This window comes from Brachybacterium sp. AOP43-C2-M15 (assembly GCF_052446295.1).
Classification (GTDB): domain Bacteria; phylum Actinomycetota; class Actinomycetes; order Actinomycetales; family Dermabacteraceae; genus Brachybacterium.
Map to the genome: position 1 here is coordinate 1 of NZ_JBQSWB010000029.1, position 19878 is coordinate 19878.

The 19878-nt window shown below is 71.0% G+C and carries 16 protein-coding genes; 5 read left to right on the forward strand and 11 right to left on the reverse strand.

The annotated features are described in order from the left end of the window. Positions 1-664: 664 nt before the first annotated feature. The 9 genes from tyrS to argC form a co-directional block, all read right to left on the reverse strand. Entirely contained in the window at positions 665-1933 is a 1269-nt protein-coding gene (gene tyrS / locus ACT3SP_RS18160; protein WP_444588695.1) for a tyrosine--tRNA ligase, read from the reverse strand. A gap of 314 nt (positions 1934-2247) precedes the next feature. Continuing rightward, positions 2248-3756, reverse strand: a complete 1509-nt coding sequence (gene argH, locus ACT3SP_RS18165) for an argininosuccinate lyase (protein WP_444588696.1) — start codon at positions 3754-3756, stop codon at positions 2248-2250. Beyond that, positions 3753-4988, reverse strand: coding sequence for an argininosuccinate synthase (locus ACT3SP_RS18170; RefSeq protein ID WP_444588697.1), 1236 nt, complete (start codon positions 4986-4988; stop codon positions 3753-3755). Before ACT3SP_RS18170 ends, argH begins: the two co-directional genes overlap by 4 nt. A 126-nt stretch (positions 4989-5114) precedes the next feature. Then, positions 5115-5693, reverse strand: coding sequence for an arginine repressor (locus tag ACT3SP_RS18175; protein ID WP_444588698.1), 579 nt, complete (start codon positions 5691-5693; stop codon positions 5115-5117). Continuing rightward, the gene (argF, locus tag ACT3SP_RS18180; protein ID WP_444588699.1) at positions 5690-6673 is read right to left on the reverse strand and encodes an ornithine carbamoyltransferase; all 984 of its coding nucleotides are present in this window, start codon (positions 6671-6673) and stop codon (positions 5690-5692) included. Before argF ends, ACT3SP_RS18175 begins: the two co-directional genes overlap by 4 nt. 1 nt (position 6674) lies before the next feature. Next, the gene (locus tag ACT3SP_RS18185; protein WP_444588700.1) at positions 6675-7913 is read right to left on the reverse strand and encodes an acetylornithine transaminase; all 1239 of its coding nucleotides are present in this window, start codon (positions 7911-7913) and stop codon (positions 6675-6677) included. Further along, positions 7906-8892, reverse strand: coding sequence for an acetylglutamate kinase (argB, locus tag ACT3SP_RS18190; protein WP_444588701.1), 987 nt, complete (start codon positions 8890-8892; stop codon positions 7906-7908). Before argB ends, ACT3SP_RS18185 begins: the two co-directional genes overlap by 8 nt. After that, entirely contained in the window at positions 8889-10058 is a 1170-nt protein-coding gene (gene argJ, locus ACT3SP_RS18195; RefSeq protein WP_444588702.1) for a bifunctional glutamate N-acetyltransferase/amino-acid acetyltransferase ArgJ, read from the reverse strand. Before argJ ends, argB begins: the two co-directional genes overlap by 4 nt. Before the next feature lie 117 nt (positions 10059-10175). Further along, positions 10176-11285, reverse strand: coding sequence for an N-acetyl-gamma-glutamyl-phosphate reductase (argC, locus tag ACT3SP_RS18200; RefSeq protein WP_444588716.1), 1110 nt, complete (start codon positions 11283-11285; stop codon positions 10176-10178). A gap of 384 nt (positions 11286-11669) precedes the next feature. Here argC and ACT3SP_RS18205 point away from each other — a divergent pair, with 384 nt between their 5' ends. The 5 genes from ACT3SP_RS18205 to ACT3SP_RS18225 are packed head-to-tail and all read left to right on the forward strand — an operon-like array spanning position 11670 to position 17748. Continuing rightward, a complete protein-coding gene (locus ACT3SP_RS18205) occupies positions 11670-12767 on the forward strand; it encodes an ABC transporter permease (RefSeq protein WP_444588703.1) in 1098 nt (365 codons plus the stop codon). 2 nt (positions 12768-12769) lie between these two features. Then, a complete protein-coding gene (locus ACT3SP_RS18210) occupies positions 12770-13714 on the forward strand; it encodes an ABC transporter permease (protein ID WP_444588704.1) in 945 nt (314 codons plus the stop codon). Next, on the forward strand, positions 13711-14916 hold the full coding sequence (locus ACT3SP_RS18215; protein WP_444588705.1) for an ABC transporter ATP-binding protein: 1206 nt from the start codon (positions 13711-13713) through the stop codon (positions 14914-14916). The genes ACT3SP_RS18210 and ACT3SP_RS18215 overlap by 4 nt, the downstream gene beginning before the upstream one ends. Beyond that, entirely contained in the window at positions 14913-16010 is a 1098-nt protein-coding gene (locus tag ACT3SP_RS18220; RefSeq protein ID WP_444588706.1) for an ABC transporter ATP-binding protein, read from the forward strand. The genes ACT3SP_RS18215 and ACT3SP_RS18220 overlap by 4 nt, the downstream gene beginning before the upstream one ends. Before the next feature lie 16 nt (positions 16011-16026). Further along, positions 16027-17748, forward strand: a complete 1722-nt coding sequence (locus tag ACT3SP_RS18225; RefSeq protein WP_444588707.1) for an ABC transporter substrate-binding protein — start codon at positions 16027-16029, stop codon at positions 17746-17748. A gap of 98 nt (positions 17749-17846) precedes the next feature. On the opposite strand, the gene ACT3SP_RS18230 is transcribed toward ACT3SP_RS18225, so the two are convergent. Continuing rightward, a complete protein-coding gene (locus ACT3SP_RS18230; RefSeq protein ID WP_444588708.1) occupies positions 17847-18695 on the reverse strand; it encodes an EndoS/ChiA family endoglycosidase in 849 nt (282 codons plus the stop codon). An 87-nt stretch (positions 18696-18782) separates the two neighbouring features. Next, complete coding sequence (locus tag ACT3SP_RS18235; RefSeq protein ID WP_444588709.1) at positions 18783-19865, reverse strand: family 20 glycosylhydrolase; 1083 nt, start codon at positions 19863-19865, stop codon at positions 18783-18785. Between the last annotated feature and the right edge of the window lie 13 nt (positions 19866-19878).

Consider the following 19878-nt stretch of genomic DNA (forward strand, 5'->3'; position numbering starts at 1 on the left):
GCACATCATCATCAGCCCGTTTCCACGGGTGAGTTCTGAGGCTCGGGCGCCGGCGGAGGTTTCCGTCCGACGACTTCTTGTCTTCGTCGTCCCGGCGCGAGTCCCTACTCTAGCAGTTCTTCGCGCTCCGGTCCAACTCCGCTCCGTGTGCTTCCGGTCTCGTGCGCATCGACCTGCGATCCGCCCTGCGACCATCCGTCACGGCCGCCGTCTCGGTCTCCCGATCCGGCCGTCCGCTGCCAGTCCGCTCCACGCCGTTCCGCCTGTCTCCCGTGGGAGATGCTCGGCCCGTCGTGTCCGCGTCCTCGCTGCTGACAAGGGAAGACATTACGGGTCCCGGCGGGGGCCGTCAAACCCGCCGAATCGGCCCCTCCGGGACCTACCGCGCGTACTGACATCCAGGTCAGGGAGCTTTTTTCGCTCGCGGAAAGCGCTCCGTCGCCCCGGTGTGACCCACGTCTGAGAGGGGGGTCACCGCCCCTTATCGTCGACTTGACAGTTTGCCGCGCCCTCGCCTAGGCGGCCCGCCGGGGAGGCCCGCCGGGCCAGGAACGGCGGACCTGTGGATCAGAAGGAGCCCCGGGGTCCGGTTCGTGACAGGACCCCGGGGCTCCTCCGGGTGCGAATCGTGCCGGGCGCGGTGCTCACCCGACGAAGGACGGGCTCAGCCGGCCAGGCGCACCATCGCGGCGTTCTTCCGACCGCGGCGCAGCAGCAGATGGCCACCGGGGAGTGCGGCGAGATCGCCGATCTCCCGGGGGAGGTCGTCGGCCGAGATCTTCTCGCCGTTGACCGAGAGTCCTCCGCCCTCGGCATCCCTTCGAGCAGCTCCCTTCGACCCCGCGATCCCCACCTCGATGAACGCGTCCACCAGCGGCGTGGTCCTGCTGACGGCCGCTCCGGGCAGCTCCCGCGCGATCGTCGCGAGGGTGTGCTCGTCGAGTTCCCTGACGTCGCCGCGGCCGAAGAGCACCGCGGCCGCCGCTCTCGCCTGAGCGGTGGCCGTCTCCCCATGGACCATCGTGGTCAGGTCGTCCGCGAGGGTTTTCTGCGCCCGGCGCTCGTGCGAGCTGGTCGCCGTGGCGTGCTCGAGCTCGGCGATCTGCTCCTGGGTGCGGAAGGTGAAGTACTTCAGGTAGTTCACGACGTCGGCATCGGCGGCGTTGAGCCAGAACTGGTGGAACGCGTACGGGCTGGTGAGCTCTGCGTCGAGCCAGACGGCGCCGCCCTCACTCTTGCCGAACTTGGTGCCGTCCGCCTTCGTGACCAGCGGTGTGGTCATCGCATGCACGTCACGCCCCTCGACCTTGTGGATCAGGTCGACGCCCGAGAGGAGATTGCCCCACTGGTCGTTGCCTCCGTACTGCAGGGAGACGCCGTGGCGCCGGTTCAGCTCGAGATAGTCGATGCCCTGGAGCACCTGGTAGCTGAACTCCGTGTAGCTGATCCCCTCGTCGCTCTGGAGACGTCGGGCCACTGTGTCCTTGGCGAGCATCGTCCCCATGCGGAAGTGCTTGCCCATGTCGCGCAGGAAGTCGAGCGCGCTCATCTGCCCGATCCAGTCGAGGTTGTCCACCATCGTCACCGCGTACTCGCCCTCGAGGTCGAGGAAGCGCGAGATCTGCCCTCGCAGGCTGTCCACCCAGCTCGCGACGATCTCACCGTCGTTCAGGACGCGCTCCCCCGACATCCGCGGGTCGCCGATCAATCCTGTCGCTCCGCCCACCAGCGCATACGGGTGGTGGCCCGCGAGCTGCAGTCGCCGCATGGTGAGCACCTGGGTCAGGTGGCCCACGTGCAGCGACGCGGCGGTCGGGTCGAACCCGCAATACAGGCTGAGCGGTCCGTCCGCCAGAGCGCTGCCGAGCGCCTCGCGCCCGGTGGTCTGCACGACGAGTCCTCGCCAGGCGAGCTCATCCAGGACGGAATGCATCGATCGGTTCCTCTCGAGCGGGCACCTCGGGTGCCCAGGGGTCGGGCCGCGTGGGCCGGAGCGGTGGACGGGCCGACGGGGACCGGGGTCCGGTCGTCGTGCCCGACGGGCCCGCTGCCGGGCCCGAGCGCCATTGTCACAGATCCGCCCTCGGCGGTGCGCGATGCGCCACCGAGCCGTCTCCCTCTCCGCGCCCCAGCGCACGGCGCGGACGCACGACGTATGGCGGCATGGCGCCCAGCGGGCGACGGGCAGCGGTCCGACGACGGTCGACCGCGGGCGGCGGAACCGCCATCGGAGCCGTCGCCGGAGCCTCAGGCGGAGCGCGGGTCGGTGCGATCGCGGGTGAAGTCCCGCAGCGCGGAGAGCGCCGTGGAGACGGCGTCCTCCTGCTCGGCGACCCGCACCGGAGCGGTGCCCCCCTTCGCATCCCGGGAGGCGATCGACCCCTCGACCGAGAGCACCGAGCGGACGGAGCCGTCCAGATGCTCGGAGATCCCGCTCAGCTCGTCGTCGGTGAGATCCCACAGCTCCTTGCCCTGGGACTCGGCGACCTTCACGCAGGCCCCTGAGATCTCATGGGCGCTGCGGAAGGGGACCCCGCGCCGCACCAGGTGGTCGGCGATGTCGGTGGCGAGCGAGAAGCCCTGCGGGGCGAGCTCTGCCATGCGCTCGGTGTGGAACACGAGCGTCGCCATCATGCCGGTGAAGGCCGGCAGCACCAGATCCAGCGAGTCGACCTGGTCGAAGACCGGCTCCTTGTCCTCCTGCAGGTCCCGGTTGTACGCGAGCGGCAGCGCCTTGAGCGTGGTCAGCAGTCCCACCAGGTCGCCGACGACGCGCCCGGCCTTGCCGCGGGCGAGCTCGGCGATGTCAGGGTTCTTCTTCTGCGGCATGATCGAGGAGCCGGTGGAGAAGGAGTCGTCCAGGGTGATGAACGAGAACTCCTTGGTGTTCCACAGGATGACCTCCTCGGCCAGGCGAGACAGGTCGATGCCGATCATCGCGAGCACGAAGGAGAACTCGGCCGTGAGGTCACGGGAGGCGGTCCCGTCGATCGAGTTCCACACCGAGTCCGAGAAGCCGAGCTCCGCGGCGACGGCCTGCGGATCCAGCCCCAGGCTCGACCCCGCGAGCGCCCCGGACCCGTAGGGCGAGGAGTCCGCTCGGGCGTCGAGGTCCCGCAGCCGCTCCACGTCCCGCAGCAGCGGCCACGCGTGGGCCAGCAGGTGATGGCTCAGCAGCAGCGGCTGGGCGTGCTGGAGATGGGTGCGCCCGGGCATGGGCGCACCGTGCACCTCACGCGCCCGTGCGACCAGCACGTCCACGAGGTCGAGGACCTGGTCGCCGATCGCGCGCGCCTGGTCGCGCAGGTACAGCCGGATCAGCGTCGCGATCTGGTCGTTGCGGGAACGGCCCGCGCGCAGCTTGCCACCGAGCTCGGTCCCGGCCCGCTCGATCAGGCCCCGCTCGAGAGCGGTGTGCACGTCCTCGTCATCGGGCGCGGCGACGAACCCGCCGGAGGCGACGTCGGCCGCGAGCTGCTCCAGGGCGTCCTGCATCCGGGCCAGCTCGTCGTCGCTGAGCAGCCCGGCGGCGTGGAGGACGTTCGCGTGCGCCGCCGAGCCGCGCAGGTCGTACTGCGCCAGGCGCCAGTCGAAGTGCGTCGACACCGACAGCGCAGCCAGCGCCGCGGCGGGGCCGGAGCCGAAGCGTCCGCCCCACAGCGAGGCCTTCTCCTGCGCGGCCGACGGATCGGCGTCGCCCGTGGGCGAGCCGGCGGCGGGGGTCGCGCCGACGGGAGCTGTGCCGTCCTGGCTCATGCCTGCTCCCCGGCGGCGTCGAGGTCCTCGCCGTTGCCGAAGGCGACATCGCGGGCCGCTGCCTGCTTGGCCGCGAGGCCGTAGATGTCGATGAAGCCACGCGCGCTGGCCTGGTCGAAGGTGTCGCCCTCGTCGTAGGTGGCGAGGTTGAAGTCGTACAGACCGGTCTCGGAGCGGCGTCCGGTGACGGTGGCGCGGCCGCCGTGGAGGGACATCCGGATGTCGCCGTTCACGTAGCGCTGGGTGTCCTCGATGAAGGCGTCCAGGGACTTCTTCAGCGGCGAGAACCACTGACCGTCGTAGACCAGCTCGGTCCAGCGATCGCCGACGGTGCGCTTGAAGCGGGACTGCTCGCGCTCGAGGGTGACGCGCTCGAGCTCCTGGTGGGCGGTGATCAGCGTCATCGCGCCGGGCGCCTCGTACACCTCGCGGGACTTGATGCCCACCAGACGGTCCTCGACGATGTCGATGCGGCCGATGCCCTGGGCGCCGGCGCGACGGTTCAGCTCCTGGATCGCCTCGAGCGCCGTGACGCTCCGCCCGTCGATCGCGACCGGCACACCGCGCTCGAAGGAGATCACGACCTCGTCGGCGACCGGGGGGAACGCCGGGTCGTCCGTGTAGCTGAAGACGTCCTTGGTGGGCTCGTTCCAGATGTCCTCGAGGAAGCCGGTCTCGATCGCGCGGCCCCACACGTTCTGGTCGATCGAGAACGGGTTGTGCTTGGTGGTCGCGATCGGCAGGCCCTTGCGCTCGGCGTAGTCGATCGCCTTGTCGCGGGTGAGCGCGAGGTCGCGCACCGGGGCGATGCACTTGAGCTCGGGGGCCAGCGAGGTGATCGAGACCTCGAAGCGGACCTGGTCGTTGCCCTTGCCGGTGCAGCCGTGGGCGACCGTGGTGGCGCCGTACTTCTTGGCCGCCTTGACCAGGTGCTTGGTGATCACGGGACGGGAGATCGCGGAGACGTTCGGGTAGGCGTCCATGTACAGCGCGTTCGCCTTGAGCGCGGGCATGCAGTACTCGTCGGCGAACTCGTCGCGGGCATCGGCGACGTAGGCCTCGACGGCGCCGCAGTCCAGGGCGCGCTGGCGGATGACCTCGAGGTCCTCTCCGCCCTGGCCCACGTCCACCGCGCAGGCGATGACGTCGGCGCCGGTGGCGTCGTGGATCCAGCCGATGGCGACGGAGGTGTCGAGGCCGCCGGAGTAGGCGAGGACGATGCGTTCGGTCACGGGAGTAGCTCCTAGTCGTGGTTCACAGAACTCGAGGCTCACTGCGCTCGAGGTTCACGGTGGTCGTGGGTCGCGGTGGTCGTGGTCGGTCGGGACGGGCACGGAGGTCGGGTGCCGCGGGGCGGTTCAGGCGCCGGGACCCGCCTCGGGGTCGGCGAGCGGTCCGGGACCGGGGGGCTCCGCGGACTCCCGTCGGCCCTCCGCGAGATCGAGCAGGCGCTCGGCGAGCCGGTCACCGCCGGCGGGGTCGCGGGAGACCAGCAGCACGGTGTCGTCACCCGCGATCGTACCGAGGACGTCCGGCATCACCGAACGGTCCATCGCGGATGCGAGATACTGCGCACCACCAGGAGGGGTGCGCACCACCACGAGGTTGCCGCTGGCCTCCGCGGAGACCAGCAGCCCCTCGGCGAGACGCGGCAGGCGCGCCTCGAGCAGCTCGTTCTCCGGAGCGCTCGCGGGGCGCGGCGTCCCACCCTCCGGGGGGAGGCGGTAGACGAGGCTGCCGGCCGATCCGCGCACCTTCTCCGCCTGCAGCTCGACCAGGTCCCGGGACAGGGTGGCCTGGGTGACCTCGATGCCCTCGGAGATCAGCAGCAGCGCGAGCTGCGACTGCGAGGAGACCTCCTGGTGGGTCAGGAGCTGGACGATGCGCTGCTGGCGCGAGGTCTTGGTCTGGGCCAGCGCCCGCCGGGAGTCGCTCATCGCGCCTCCTCCCGCGGGCGGGCCTGGACCGCGGTGTGCTCGTCGGGGTGATCCAGCAGCCACGTCAGCAGGGCCTTCTGGGCATGCAGGCGGTTCTCCGCCTCGTCCCACACGACGGAGGCGGGTCCGTCGAGCACCGAGGCGGCGACCTCCTTGCCCCGGTAGGCGGGCAGGCAGTGCAGGAAGATCCCGCCGGAGAGCTCCATGAGCTCCTCGGTGACCTGATAGGGCGAGAAGGTCTCCTCACCGCGGCCGTGCTCCCCCTCCTGCCCCATCGACACCCAGGTGTCGGTGAGGACGGCGCTCGCGCCGACGACCGCGGCGCGCGGGTCCTCGGTGACGGTGACCGCGCCTCCGGTGCTCGCGGCGATCTCCCGGGCCCGGGCCAGCACCTCGGGAGCGGGCTGGTGGGAGGCGGGGGCGGCGATCCGCACGTCCATGCCGGCGGTCGCACCGCCGAGCAAGTACGAGTGGGACATGTTGTTCGCGCCGTCGCCGAGGTAGGCCAGCGAGCGTCCGGCCAGGGCGGCGTCCCCTGCGGCCAGCCCTCCGGTGTGCTCGGCGATCGTCTGCAGATCGGCGAGGATCTGGCAGGGATGGAACTCGTCCGTGAGCGCGTTGACGACCGGGACGGTCGCGGCCGCCGCCATCTCCTCGATGCGCTCCTGCCCGAAGGTGCGCCACACGATCGCGGAGACCATGCGGGTGAGCACCTGCGTGGTGTCCGCGATCGACTCGCCGCGGCCCAGCTGGCTGGTGCCGGCCTCCATGACCAGCGGGCTGCCGCCGAGCTCGGCGACGCCGGTCGCGAACGAGATCCGGGTGCGGGTGGAGGACTTGTCGAACAGGATCGCGACGGTGCGCGGACCCTCGAGCGGACGGCGGGCGAAGCGGTCGCCCGCGAGCTCGAGCGCGAGGGCGAGGACCTCCTTCTGCTCGGCCGGGCTCAGGTCGTCGTCGCGCAGGAAGTGGCGGGGCATCTCAGTTCTCTCCTTCGGGGGCGGCGGCCTCGAGCAGGGCGGGCAGGGCGGTCACGAAGGTGTCCATCTGCGCCGTGGTGATCACCAGCGGCGGGGCGAGCCGCAGCGTGGAGGCGTCGGGGGCATTGAGGATGAACCCGGCCTCGAGGGCGGCGGTGACGACCTGCGGGGCGATCGGTGCGGTCAGCCCGATGCCGCGCAGCAGGCCGGCGCCGCGCACCCCCTCGATCAGCGGGTGGCCGAGGGCGAGGACGTCGCTCTCGAGCTGCGCGCCGACGGCGCGGACGTGCTCGAGCAGATCGTCCTCGAGGATCGTGCCGAGCACCGCCAGCGCGGCCGCCGAGGCCAGCGGGTTCCCTCCGAAGGTGGTCCCGTGCTGCCCGGGCTGCAGCAGATCGTGCACCTCGGGGCCGAAGCTGATCACCGCACCGATCGGGAACCCGCCGCCGAGACCTTTGGCGAGGGTCATCACGTCCGGCTGCAGACCCTCGATCGCCTGGTGCGCGAACCAGTGCCCGGTGCGGCCGATCCCGGTCTGGACCTCGTCGAGGATCAGCAGGGTGCCGTGCTCGCGGGTGAGGCGACGCAGAGCGCGCAGGTACTGCTCGCCGAGGGGGCGCACCCCGGCCTCGCCCTGGATGGGCTCGGCGATCACGGCGGCCACGTCGCCGGGGGCGAGCGCCTCGGCCAGGGCCTGCTCGTCGCCGACCTCGAGGAACTCGACGCCGCCGGGCAGCGGCTCGAAGGGGGCTCGGTAGGCCTCCTTCCAGGTGAGCGCGAGCGCCCCCATGGTGCGGCCGTGGAAGGAGTTCCTCAGTGCGAGGATGCGCGGGCGACCCGTGCGGCGGGCGATCTTGAACGCCGCCTCGTTGGCCTCGGTGCCGGAGTTCGCGAAGAACACGCCGGAGCCGGCAGGCGCCCCGGCGAGCGTCAGGAGCTTCTCTGCCAGCTCGATCTGCGGGGCGGAGGCGAAGAAGTTCGAGACGTGGCCCAGGGTCCCCATCTGCTTCGTGAGCGCGGCACTCAGCGCCGGGTGGGCATGGCCGAGCGCGTTGACGGCGATCCCGGCGAGGAGGTCGAGGTACTGCTTCCCCTCGGTGTCCCACACGTGCACACCCTCGCCGCGGACGAGGACCCGCTGCGGCGTGCCGAAGACCGGCAGCAGCGCCTCGCCGTAGCGGACGGCGAGGTCCTCGTCGGCGCCGGCGCGCACCGGTGCGGGGGCGCTCTGCTCAGACATAGTCGTCCCTCCTGACCATCGTGCCCACTCCTCTCGTGGTGAAGACCTCCAGCAGCACGGCGTGCTCGATGCGACCGTCGATCATGGCGGCCGTGCGCACGCCGGCGTCGACCGCGCCCAGCAGGGCCTCGGCCTTGGGGATCATTCCCGCGGTGAGACCGGGAAGCATGGCGCGCAGCTCCGAGGCGGAGATCTCGGGGATCAGCGAGGCCCGGTCGGGCCAGTCCCGGTACAGCCCCTCGACGTCGGTGAGCATCACCAGCTTCTCGGCGTCCAGGCCCTCGGCGAGGGCGGCGGCGGCGAGGTCGGCGTTGATGTTGAGCACCTCCCCGGTGGGGTCGCCGTGGGCGTCGACCTCGGGAGCGATCGAGGAGATCACCGGGATCCGGCCGCCCTCGAGGAGGTCGCTGATCGACTCGATGTTCACCGAGTGCACCGCGCCGACGTGCCCGAGGTCCACGTCCTCGCCGTCCACCACGGTGCCGCGGCGGGTGGCGGAGAACAGACGGGCGTCCTCGCCGGACATCCCGATGGCGAAGGGACCGTGGTGGTTGATCAGGCCCACCAGCTCGCGACCGACCTGCCCCACCAGCACCATCCGGGCGATGTCCATGGTCTCGGCGTCGGTGACGCGCAGACCGCCGCGGAAGGTGGACTCCTTGCCGACGCGCTCGAGCATCGCGTTGATCTGCGGGCCGCCGCCGTGGACGACGACCACGTGGATGCCGGCCAGGCGCATGAAGACGATGTCCGCCGCGAAGCCGCGCCGCAGCTCGTCGTCGACCATGGCGTTGCCGCCGTACTTCACCACCACGATCCTGCCGCGGAAGCGCTGCATCCACGGCATCGCCTCGATGAGCACCTCGGACTTCTCCCTCGCCTCGGTGCGGGCGGCGTCGAGCTGGGCCAGCGGGTTCTTGCCCACCAGCGGGGTCTGAGGCGCGTCGGCCGGCTGCGGTGTCCCGGGGGTGCTGGTCATGAGGAGTAGGCGCTGTTCTCTTCGACGTAGTCGTGGGTGAGGTCGTTGGTCCAGATGTCGCCGGTGGCGGTCCCGGCGCCGAGATCCACCTCGATGAGGGTCTCGCGCGGGGTCATGTCCACCTCGGAGCGGTCGCGGTGGGCACCGCCGTCGCGGCACACCTCCACGCCGTTGACGGTGACGGAGAGGTCCTCGACGGCGAACGGCGCGACCGTCTCGGGCACGCAGCCGGCGGCGGCCACGATCCGGCCCCAGTTGGGGTCGTTGCCGAAGATCGCGGCCTTGACGAGAGCGGAGCGGGCGATCTCGCGGGCGACGGCGAGCGCCGCCTGCTCGGTGCTCGCGGAGGTGACGACGACGTGGACGTCGTGGCTCGCGCCCTCGGCGTCGGCGACCAGCTGGCGGGCCAGGTCCGCGCTCACGGCGCGCACGGCCTCGCCGAGCTCGTCGGCGTCCACCGCGATGCCGCTCGCGCCGGAGGCCAGCAGGATCACGGTGTCGTTGGTGGACATGCAGGCATCGGAGTCGACGCGGTCGAAGGTGGTGGCGGTCGCGCCGCGCAGGGCGGCGTCGGCCGTGGCGGCGTCGACGTCGGCATCCGTGGTCAGCACGACGAGCATGGTGGCCAGCTGCGGGGCGAGCATGCCGGCGCCCTTCGCGAAGCCGCCCACGACGGCGCCGGAGGCCGTGGTCGCCTCGGCGGTCTTGGGGACCGAGTCGGTGGTCATGATCGCGCGGGAGGCCGAGGAGTCGGCGTCGGCGCCGGAGCCCAGGCGGCCGACGGCCTCGGTGATCCCTGCCAGCAACGGCTCCATCGGCAGGCGCTCCCCGATCAGCCCGGTCGAGCACACCAGCACGTCCTGGGAGGAGAGCTCGAGACGGTCGGCGAGGTGCTCGGCGGTGCGGTGGGTGTCGGCGAAGCCCTCGGGGCCGGTGCAGGCGTTGGCGCCGCCGGAGTTCAGCACCACGGCGCGGGCGCGGCCGTCGGCGACGGCCTGGCGGGACCACAGCACGGGGGCTGCCTGGACCCGGTTCGCGGTGAACACCGCGGCGGCGGTGTCGCGGGGACCGTCGTTGACGACGAGGGCGAGATCCTCCTTGCCGGTGGACTTGATGCCGGCGGCGAGACCGACGGCGCGGAAGCCGCGAGGGCGGGTGATCGACACGGAGGCTCCTGGAGGGGACGGGCGCGCAGGACGACGGCGCGGTGACGGGGCGGGCGAGAGGGAGAGGACGGGACGGGCGATGGCCGAGCCGGCGGGCGGCGGGGCCCGGCGACCGGGTCAGGGGGCGAGCGCGGTGCGGGTCAGGCCCGTGGTCTCGGGGAGGCCGAGCGCCAGGTTCAGGGACTGGAGCGCGGCACCCGCGGTGCCCTTGACGAGGTTGTCGAGCGCGGCGATCACGGTGGCCTGGCCGCTGCGGCGATCGACGGCGGCGCCGATCCTGATCGTGTTCGCACCGGTCACCTCGCCGGTGGCGGGGAAGACACCCTCGGGCAGCACGGTCACGAAGTGTTCGTCCGCGTAGTCCGCGTCGAGAGCTCCGAGCAGATCGGCGGTGGTGATCCCCTCGGCGACGGGAGCGGTGCACACGGCCAGGATGCCGCGGCTGATCGGCACCAGCACCGGGGTGAAGCCGAGGCGCAGCCCCTGCGTCCCGCTCGCGCGGCGCAGGTTCTGCAGCACCTCGGGGACGTGGCGGTGGGTGCCGCCCACGGCGTACGGGGACGCGGTGCCGGAGGCCTCGCTGAACAGCAGGTGCTGCTTGGCGGCTCGGCCGGCTCCCGAGTAGCCGACGGGCAGGACGGCGCCGAGCGCGGCGGGGTCGACGAGGTCCGCCCGCACCAGCGGGGCGAGGGCGAGGGTCACGGCGGTGGCGTTGCAGCCGGGGACCGCGATCTCGCGCGCGCCGACCAGCCGGTCGCGCTGGCGGGTGCCGTCGGCCAGGGGCAGCTCGGGCATGCCATAGGTCCAGGTCCCGGAGTGCTCGCTGCCGTAGTACTCGGCCCAGTCCTCGGCGCTCTCCAGCCGATGGTCCGCCCCGAGGTCGAGCACCAGCACGTCGGGGTCCTCGGCGCGCAGGGAGGCCGCGATGGCCCCGGACTGTCCGTGGGGCAGGGCGAGCACGACGACGTCGTGTCCGCGCAGGGTGTTCACACCGGTCTCCTGCAGCACCGGGTCGTGACCGAGATCGATGTGGGGGGCGACCTCGCTGAGGCGCCTGCCCGCGCTCGAGTGGGCGGTCACGGTCGCGACCTCGATGCCGGGATGGTCGGCCAGCAGACGCAGGGTCTCTCCCCCGGCGTAGCCGGAGGCACCGACGACGGCCGCGCGGGCGCGACGCGACGCGGGTGCAGCGGGAGCAGGATCGAGCGGATCACCGGCGGCAGACATCATGTCGGAAGCATATACAAGAGAGTGCATGTGTAGCCAGTCCTGCCGCGCACGCGACGCGGTGGCGGGGGTCACGGACCTCACCGGGGAGATCACCACGGACCTCGCCTCCGCCCTCAACTCGCCTCCGCCCTCACCACGCTCCACCCTCGTCACGGCCCCCACCCTCACCACGCTCCCCGCCCTCATCGCGACTCCCGCCCCCACCACGGCCGCCGCCCGCGACCTCCGGACCCCGGCCGCACGTCCGACGCGACGGCCGCCGATTGACGGAAGCGCCCCTGGAGCGGTTAAGCTCTGATTCACCGGTTAAGTTGCGTGCATCACGCGACGCCGGATTCCGACGCTCCGATGTGCCACCGGCGGCATACGACAGGAGAAGGCGTGACGAACAGCGCGACACAGATGTCGGCGGAGGGAGGGACTCCCCCCGTCACGACGAGCACACCCCCGGCCCGCAGGCCCCGGCGCCTCCCACCGAACCTGGTCTTCCTGGCCAAGAGGGCAGGGACGTACCTGGTGGTCTTCCTGATCTCGGTGGTGCTCAACTTCGCGCTGCCCCGCCTCATGCCCAACGACCCGGCCCAGTCGATGATCCGCGACATCTACGAGAAGACGGGCCAGCGCCCGTCCGAGTACCAGATGACGATCATCCACAACATGTACGGCGACCCGGACTCCCCTCTGTGGGAGCAGTTCTGGAACTACCTCGTCCAGCTCGCGCAGCTGGACCTGGGCCGCTCGATCATGTACTACCCGATGGAAGTCACCGACCTCATCGTGCAGGCCCTGCCGTGGACCGTCTACCTGGGCCTCATCTCGACCCTGCTGGGCTGGATCATCGGCACCTATCTCGGGGCACGCCTGGGATGGCGGCCCGGCAGGCTGCTCGACTCGTTCGTCACCCCCTTCGCGATGTTCTTCTCCTCGATCCCGCCGTTCTGGCTGGGCCTGCTCCTGGTCTGGTACCTCTCCTACTCCCAGGGCCTGTTCCCGGCCCAGGGCGCGGTGAACCAGCGGATCCGGCCCGCGGACCTCACGAACACCGACTGGGTGCTGAGCATCGCCTACCACTCGATCCTGCCCCTGTTCTGCCTGATCGTGGTCGGCTTCACGGGCTGGCTGTTCAGCATGCGCAACATGATGATCACGACCGTCAACGAGGACTACGTGCACCTGGCCCGTGCCAAGGGCCTCTCCCCCGAGCGCGTGCGCAACGCCTATGCGGCGCGCAACGCGCTGCTGCCCAACATCACGGGCCTGGCGATGTCGATGGGCGGAGTGCTGATGGCGGTCGTGCTGGCCGAGGCCGTGTTCATCTACCCGGGCCTCGGCGGCCTGATCGGCGCCTCGACCGCGGTGCGCGACTACCCGCTGATGCAGGCGCTGCTGCTGATCGTCATCATCCTCAGCCTGATCTTCAACTTCATCGCGGACAGCGTGTACGTGCTGCTGGACCCGCGCACCAGGGAGGGCAGCTGAGCATGCTCCGTCGATTCCTCAGCAATCCGAAGGTGGGCCTCGGCCTGACGATCATCGGGCTGTTCACCCTGGTCGCCGCGCTCGGGAAGCCCTTCTCCTCCGAGGTCATGGGCCGCACGCCGCAGACGATCTTCCCCGAGGCGATGGGCGCCTCCCCCAGCTGGACCCATCCCCTGGGGACCACGGTGTCCGGCCAGGACGTGCTCACCTGGATGCTCTACGGCACCTACAACTCGATGTTCGTGGGCTTCGCCTCCGCGATCATCGCCTCGCTCATCGCGATCGCGATGGGCACCGCGGCCGGGTTCCTCGGAGGCGCGGTGGACCGCATGCTCAACGGCGTCATCCTGATCTTCCAGAACCTGCCCTCCTTCCCGGTGCTGATCATCGCGGCGACCTTCTGGCGGGAGATGCCCCTGATCGTCGTCTCGATCCTCATCGGCCTGTTCGAGTGGACCGGCGGCGCGCGCCGCATCCGCGCCCAGGCGCTGAGCCTGCGCGGGCGGGACTTCACCACGGCGCTGCGCACGATCGGCGAGTCCAAGGCGCGCATCGTCTTCGTCGAGGTCATGCCTCATCTGTTCGGCATCCTCTCCCCGATCTTCCTCACCCTCATCGCGGCCGGGGTGGGCATGCAGGCCTCGATGGCGATGCTGGGCATCGGCAGCGCGGCGGAGCCCAGCTGGGGCCTGATCATCAACTACGCCTTCGGCATGAACGCCCTGTTCCGTGGCATGTGGTGGTGGTTCGTACCACCGGGGCTGTGCCTGGCGCTGCTGGGCTTCGCCACCACGATGGTGAACTTCGGCCTGGACGAGATCACGAACCCGACCCTCAGCACCAAGCGGATGACGCTGATGCGGAAGTTCCTCCAGCGCAACCGGCGCGCGGCGGCCGCCTCCTCCGCCTCGCCCACCCGAACCACCCCGACGGGAGCCGTCTCATGAGCGTCGCGACCACACACACCGCCGAGCAGGTGCCGGAGATCGTCGAGGCCTCGCAGATCGCCGTCGAGACCACGACGCAGATGGCCCGCCGTCTGGAGAACTCACCGCTGCTGCTCGAGGCGATCGGGGTGGACGTCACCTATGTCACCGAGGAGGGCGAGGTCCCCGCCTGCCGGGACATCGACCTCGAGCTGCGCCGCGGAGAGATCCTCGGCATCGCCGGCGAATCCGCCTCCGGCAAGTCGACCCTGCTCAGCGCCCTCTCACGGCTCCAGCGGCCACCGGCGGTCACCAGCGCCGGCACGGTGCGCTTCCATCCCCTCGAGGGGGATCCGGTGGACCTCACCGCACTCGGCGAGGACCAGCTGCGCCGGTACCGCTGGGACTCGCTGTCGATCGTCATGCAGTCCGCGATGGCGTCGCTGAACCCTGTGCTCCGCCTGGAGACCCAGTTCATCGACGTGATCATGGAGCACGACAGCTCGACGACCAAGGCCTCGGCCCGCGCCCGGGCCGGTGAGCTGCTGGAGATGGTCGGCATCCCCTCCGGGCGGCTGCGCTCCTTCTCGTACCAGCTCTCCGGCGGCATGCAGCAGCGCGCCCTGATCGCCCTCTCGCTGGCCTCGTACCCCGAGGTGGTGTTCATGGACGAACCGACCACCGCGGTGGACGTGGTCATGCAGCGCCAGATCCTCACCCAGATCCTCCAGCTGCAGGCCACCCTCGGCTTCGCGATCGTGTTCGTCACCCACGACCTCTCCCTGCTGCTGGAGATCTCGGACCGCATCGCGATCATGTACGGCGGGCGGATCGTCGAGGTGGGGATGCCCGAGCAGCTCTACGCCGACGCCCAGCACCCCTACACGCGGGGCCTGCGGGCCTCCTTCCCGCCGCTGTCCGAGCCCGTGCGCCGGCTGCGCGGCATCCCCGGCAATCCCCCGGACCTGCTGGACCTGCCGCCCGGCTGCTCCTTCGCCCCGCGCTGCCCGCTCGCGATCGACCTCTGCCACCGGGAGCGGCCCGAGCTCGAGCCCACGGCCACCGGGGTCGCGGCCTGCCACCGGGCCGGGGAGAGCGAGGACCACCTGCTGCCCGAGGCCGGTACGCCCGAAGCAGCCGAGGACGCCGCCCGGCACGCCGCCTCCGCACGGGACGCCGCCCAGCGAGCGGTCGCGATCACCCCCACCGAGGAGGAACGATGAGCACGACGAGCCACAGCTCCCGCGGCGGCTCCTCCCGGCAGGGCCCCACCGGGCGGGACGGCTCCGCCGTGCCCGTCTTCGAGACCCGCGACCTCTCGGTGCACTTCCGCGTGGACGGACCCCAGGGCAAGGTGACGGTGCGCGCGCTGGACGGGATCGACTTCACCCTCCACGAGGGCGAGATCGCGGCCCTGGTGGGCGAGTCCGGCTCCGGCAAGACCACCCTCGCCCGCGTGTTCTCCCTGATCTACGCCCCGACCGGGGGCGAGGTGCTGGTCAGCGGCGCTCCGCTGAAGAAGGCCGCCAAGGACGAGCGCCGCTACTACCGCGACGTGCAGCTGATCTTCCAGGACCCCTTCAACTCGCTGAACGCGCTGAAGAAGATCCGGCACATCGTCGAGCGCCCTGTACGCATCCATCGCATCGCCGCAGGGCGCAGGGCGGTGGCGCGGAAGGTGACCGAGCTGCTCGAGAGGGTGAACCTCACCCCGGCCTCGCGGTACATCGACCGCTACCCCACCGACCTCTCGGGCGGCCAGCGCCAGCGCGTGGCGATCGCGAAGTCCCTGGCGGTGAACCCGAAGGTGCTGCTCGCCGACGAGCCCACCTCGATGCTCGACGCCTCCATCCGGCTCGAGGTGCTGAACCTGCTCACGGACCTGCGCGAGAGCGAGAACCTCGCCGTCCTCTACATCACCCACGACATCGCCAGCGCCCGCTACGTCTCGGACCGGATCAACGTGATGTACGGCGGGCGGATCATCGAGGCCGGCCCCACCGAGCAGATCGTCAGCGACCCCGTCCATCCCTACACGCGGCTGCTCATCGACGCCGCCCCCGACCCCGCGCACTACAAGGGCTCCGGCCACTCCGCCGCTCTCACGACCTCGTCGGCCGCCCCGGTCGACAACTCCGTCGAGGTCGTCGGCTGCCGCTTCGCGAACCGCTGCCCGCTGGCGCGGCCCGAGTGCACGAGCGCTCCCATCCCCCGCTACACCGCGCCGGACGGCCGCGAGGTGCTGTGCGTCCTGGGCGACGAGAGACCAGATTTCTCCCCACCCACCACCACCCACGCCGCGTCCGCGGCACGTTGAGAAGGAACGATCAAGGATGATCTCACCACAGATGACCCGTCGCGGTGCGCTCGGCGCCCTCGGCCTCGGAACGCTCGCTGCGACCACCGCGGCCTGTTCGAGCGGGGGCTCGGGCGGCGGCACCGGCGGTGGCGCCGGCGGAGAGGGCGGCGGGCTCTTCGTGGTCGGCACCGACGTCACCGCGACCAACCAGTTCGCCAAGAACTTCAACCGCTACGGCGGCGGCGACACCGCCCCGGGGCTGGACCTCGTGTACGAGCCCCTCTTCCGTCTGTCCTCCAAGGACGGCGGCCAGCTGCTGCCGATGCTCGCCGAGTCCGCGGACCACTCCGAGGACGGCACGGAGGTCACCTACCACCTCCGCCAGGACGTCACCTGGTCCGACGGCGAGCCCTTCACCTCTCGCGACGTGCTCTTCACGCTCGGCTCGATCTACGGCACCCCCGACCCGGAGCCCCCCGAGGACGAGTTCGTCTGGCTCTCGGCCCCGATCGAGACGCCCGACGACCACACGGTGACCGTGAAGTACAACAGCGACCAGCGTCAGCAGGAGGTGAACCTGGCCCTGTACTACCCGATCGTCCCGGCGCACATCTACCAGGACGGTGACAGCCTCGAGTTCCCGCAGGACATCATGGACGACCCCATCGGCACCGGTCCGGCGGTCCTGGAGTCCTTCGACACCCAGCTGGTCACCTACACGATGCGGGATGACTACTGGGGCGGCACGTCCGAGGTCGGCGAGGTGCAGTTCGTCCCTGCCGGGCAGGCCGGCAACATCGAGACCCAGGTGACCCAGGGCCAGGTCGACTTCGCCGAGGGCGGCGCACCCGGCGTGGTCGAGGGCTTCGTCGGCATGGCGGAGACCAACAACTACGCGTGGATCGCCGACGGCGCCTCGGAGGGCATCTGCTTCATGACGGCCCAGCCCGACTCGCCCATGGCCGATCCGGACGTGCGCAAGGCCTTCCGCGCCGCGATCGACTACTCCGCGGTGATGGACGCCTCCGGCATCGGGTACACCATCCCCAACGTCGCGGGCGTGGACCCCGTGCTCAACGAGTCGCTGCAGCAGCCCGAGTTCGACGAGCCGATGGCGCTGGACGCGGAGGCCGCGAAGGCGTCGCTCGAGGCGTCGGACTGGTCCGTGAACGCGGCCGGGAATCTCGAGAAGGACGGCACCGAGCATCCGCTGAGCCTGCAGATCCAGAACGACAACGCGACCTTCATGGTGACGATGCCGATCGTGGTCTCGAACTGGGAGACGCATCTCGGGGTGAAGGTCACCTTCGACCCGAAGCCGAAGGACGTCATGGACACGATCCTGGCCACCGGCGACTTCGACGTCGTCGCCACGGGTCTGGGCTACCCGGGCTCTCCGTGGTCGAACTACACCATGTACGACCAGACGATCCTTCCCATCGAGGAGGAGACGAACAACGGCAACTGGGGTCGCTGGGACTGGGGCGACGAGGCGCGGGAGAAGATGGAGATCCTGGTCTCGACGCTGAACACCCCGGAGACGCAGGAGGAGATCGCCGCGGGGGTGCAGGGCGTCCAGCAGGCCTTCCTCGAGCAGGCGCCGCATGCGCCCTGCCAGGGCGGCGGCACCGGGATCATGTACTCGGAGATGAACTGGACCGGGTTCCCCGATCCCGCCGACGTGGACTACTTCCCGCGGGTGGGCGGCATGGGCAACATGACCCAGCTGCTGATGGCGCTCCAGCCGGCGGGCTGAGGGCGGCGGGCCGCTCCCGCCGCGGCGACGGCAGACGGGGCCGGACCCTCCCAGGAGGGGCCGGCCCCGTCGGCGTGCCGCCGGGTCCTGCGGTGCCGTCAGCGCTCGCTGCGCAGGCGCTCCGCGAGCTTCCTGGTCCAGCCGTACTCGGTGGCGGTGATCTCGTCGTCGAGGAAGGCGACGCCGTCGCGGTCGATCGCGTAGGAGAAGATCCCGCCCTTGGTCTCCCCGTCGGGCTGCCAGTCCGCGTAGGCGACCGCTCGGGACTCCTCGAACGGCTCGGAGGTGTCGTCCCAGCGGTTGAGGTCGAACTCCTCGTAGAAGGAGAAGCCGAGGAGGTAGCGCTCGGCGGGGATCAGCGGTGCGAAGGTGTCCCAGGTGGTCTGGAGGCTCTCGATCCGGCGCCCGTAGGCCTGCACGAGCACGTAGTCGTACAGCGCCGCGGTGTCACGGAAGACGGGCTGGTCGCCGCCGAGGTTGGTGTCGTAGATCAGCAGCGAATCGGTGCCGGACTCCTTGCCGACCAGGCGGGAGAGCTCGTGGAAGACCGCGCTCGCGCGCGCGGCGTCCGCCGGCTCGAGGCGGTTCTCCATGTCGATGTCGAGCCCGTCCAGGCCGTGCGCGTGCACGAGCTCCTCGACGAGCTTCTCCGCGAGGGCGCGGTGGCCGCTCGCGGTGTCGGGGAAGGACGGATCGAGCAGCGTCCCGATGTCGGCGGTGCGCACGACGGCCGTGCCCCGCTCGTGCAGGGCGGGCACGTACTCCTCGCGCAGCACCTCCCAGAAGGGGTTCTCGGGAGGAGTGAAGTCGGGGAACACGAAGGCCACGTCGACCTCGGCGGGGATGTCACCGAAACAGTTGGGCTTCGACGGGTCCGCGATCCTGTCATGCCAGGTGCGGAAGTAGGCCATCTGCAGGCCGGTGCGGGGGTACGGGCTGATCGCCACGGGGACTCCTGGGGACTTGATCGGTTGAGTGCCCATCGTTCCACGGCACGCGGCGGAGGGCCAGGTGCCCGGCCGTGCCGTCGACGATCAGCCGCCGCGCATCACGCGGGCGAAGGGCGCCGCCCAGGTGTCGAGCAGCTCCAGCGCCTCCCGCTCCCCCATCAGCTCCGGACTGTCGCACCACATCGACAGCGAGGCGCCGAGCACGGGGTCGGGCGCTCCCGCGGGGACGGGCGGCACGTCGAGGTGGACGTCCTCAGCGGCCAGGCCCATGAATCGACGAGGCGCGAAGGTGTGCTCGAGCCGTCCGGAGCGACGGCGCCCGTGGGGCTGGGGCGGGTCGTCCTCGGAGAGGACGAGATACAGCAGGTCACCGTGCGAGTTCACGACGCGGTACCCGGAGTCCAGGTAGTCGTGGACCGACGGGGTCCACGCGCGCCAGCGGATCCAGACGTCGAGGACGACGTCGGTGCTGATCGGGACCAGCGGATGCTCGGAGGCGGGGACGACGTGGTCGTTCCACAGCATCGGGGTGCGGCCGAGCTCCCGGGCCCGTGCCGCGAGGGCGTTGACGAACAGCGCGAAGGAGTCGTGCGCGGTCGCCGCGGATCCGAGCTCCCGGCGGGCGTGCTCGACGAGGCTCGGGAAGCGCTCGGGATGTTGGGCGTCCTCGTCCTCCCACGGGGCGGCGAAGTACTCGTCCCCGCCCAGATGGACCGCCGTCCCGGGGAACAGCGACGCGGCGGCATCGAGGAGCTCGAGAGCGAACGGGAGCGCCTCCGGTCGGGAGACGTCCAGGCGGTCAGGATGGACCGTACCGTGACGGTCGACGAGCCGCAGATGCTCTCGGCCGACGAGCAGCGCCGCGGCGTGGGAGGGCAGGTCGATCTCCGGGATCAGGGCGATCCCTGCGGTGTCGGCCGCCTCCACGATGCGCGCGACGTCCCCGGCGTCCCAGGCGTCCGGAGCGGCGATCTCCTCGAAGGCGGGCAGCCGCACGCCCACGCGGTGGGTCTCGGTGAGGTGCAGGTGCAGAGTCGTGAAGCCCAGCTCGGACAGCCGACCGATCAGACCGACGACTCCGTCCGCGCTGAAGTGCTTGCGCGCGACGTCGAGGCTGAGGCCGATGTGGTCCATGCCCCCCGTCCTGCGCTCGGGGTGCAGCTCCATCGCCCCTCCCTCT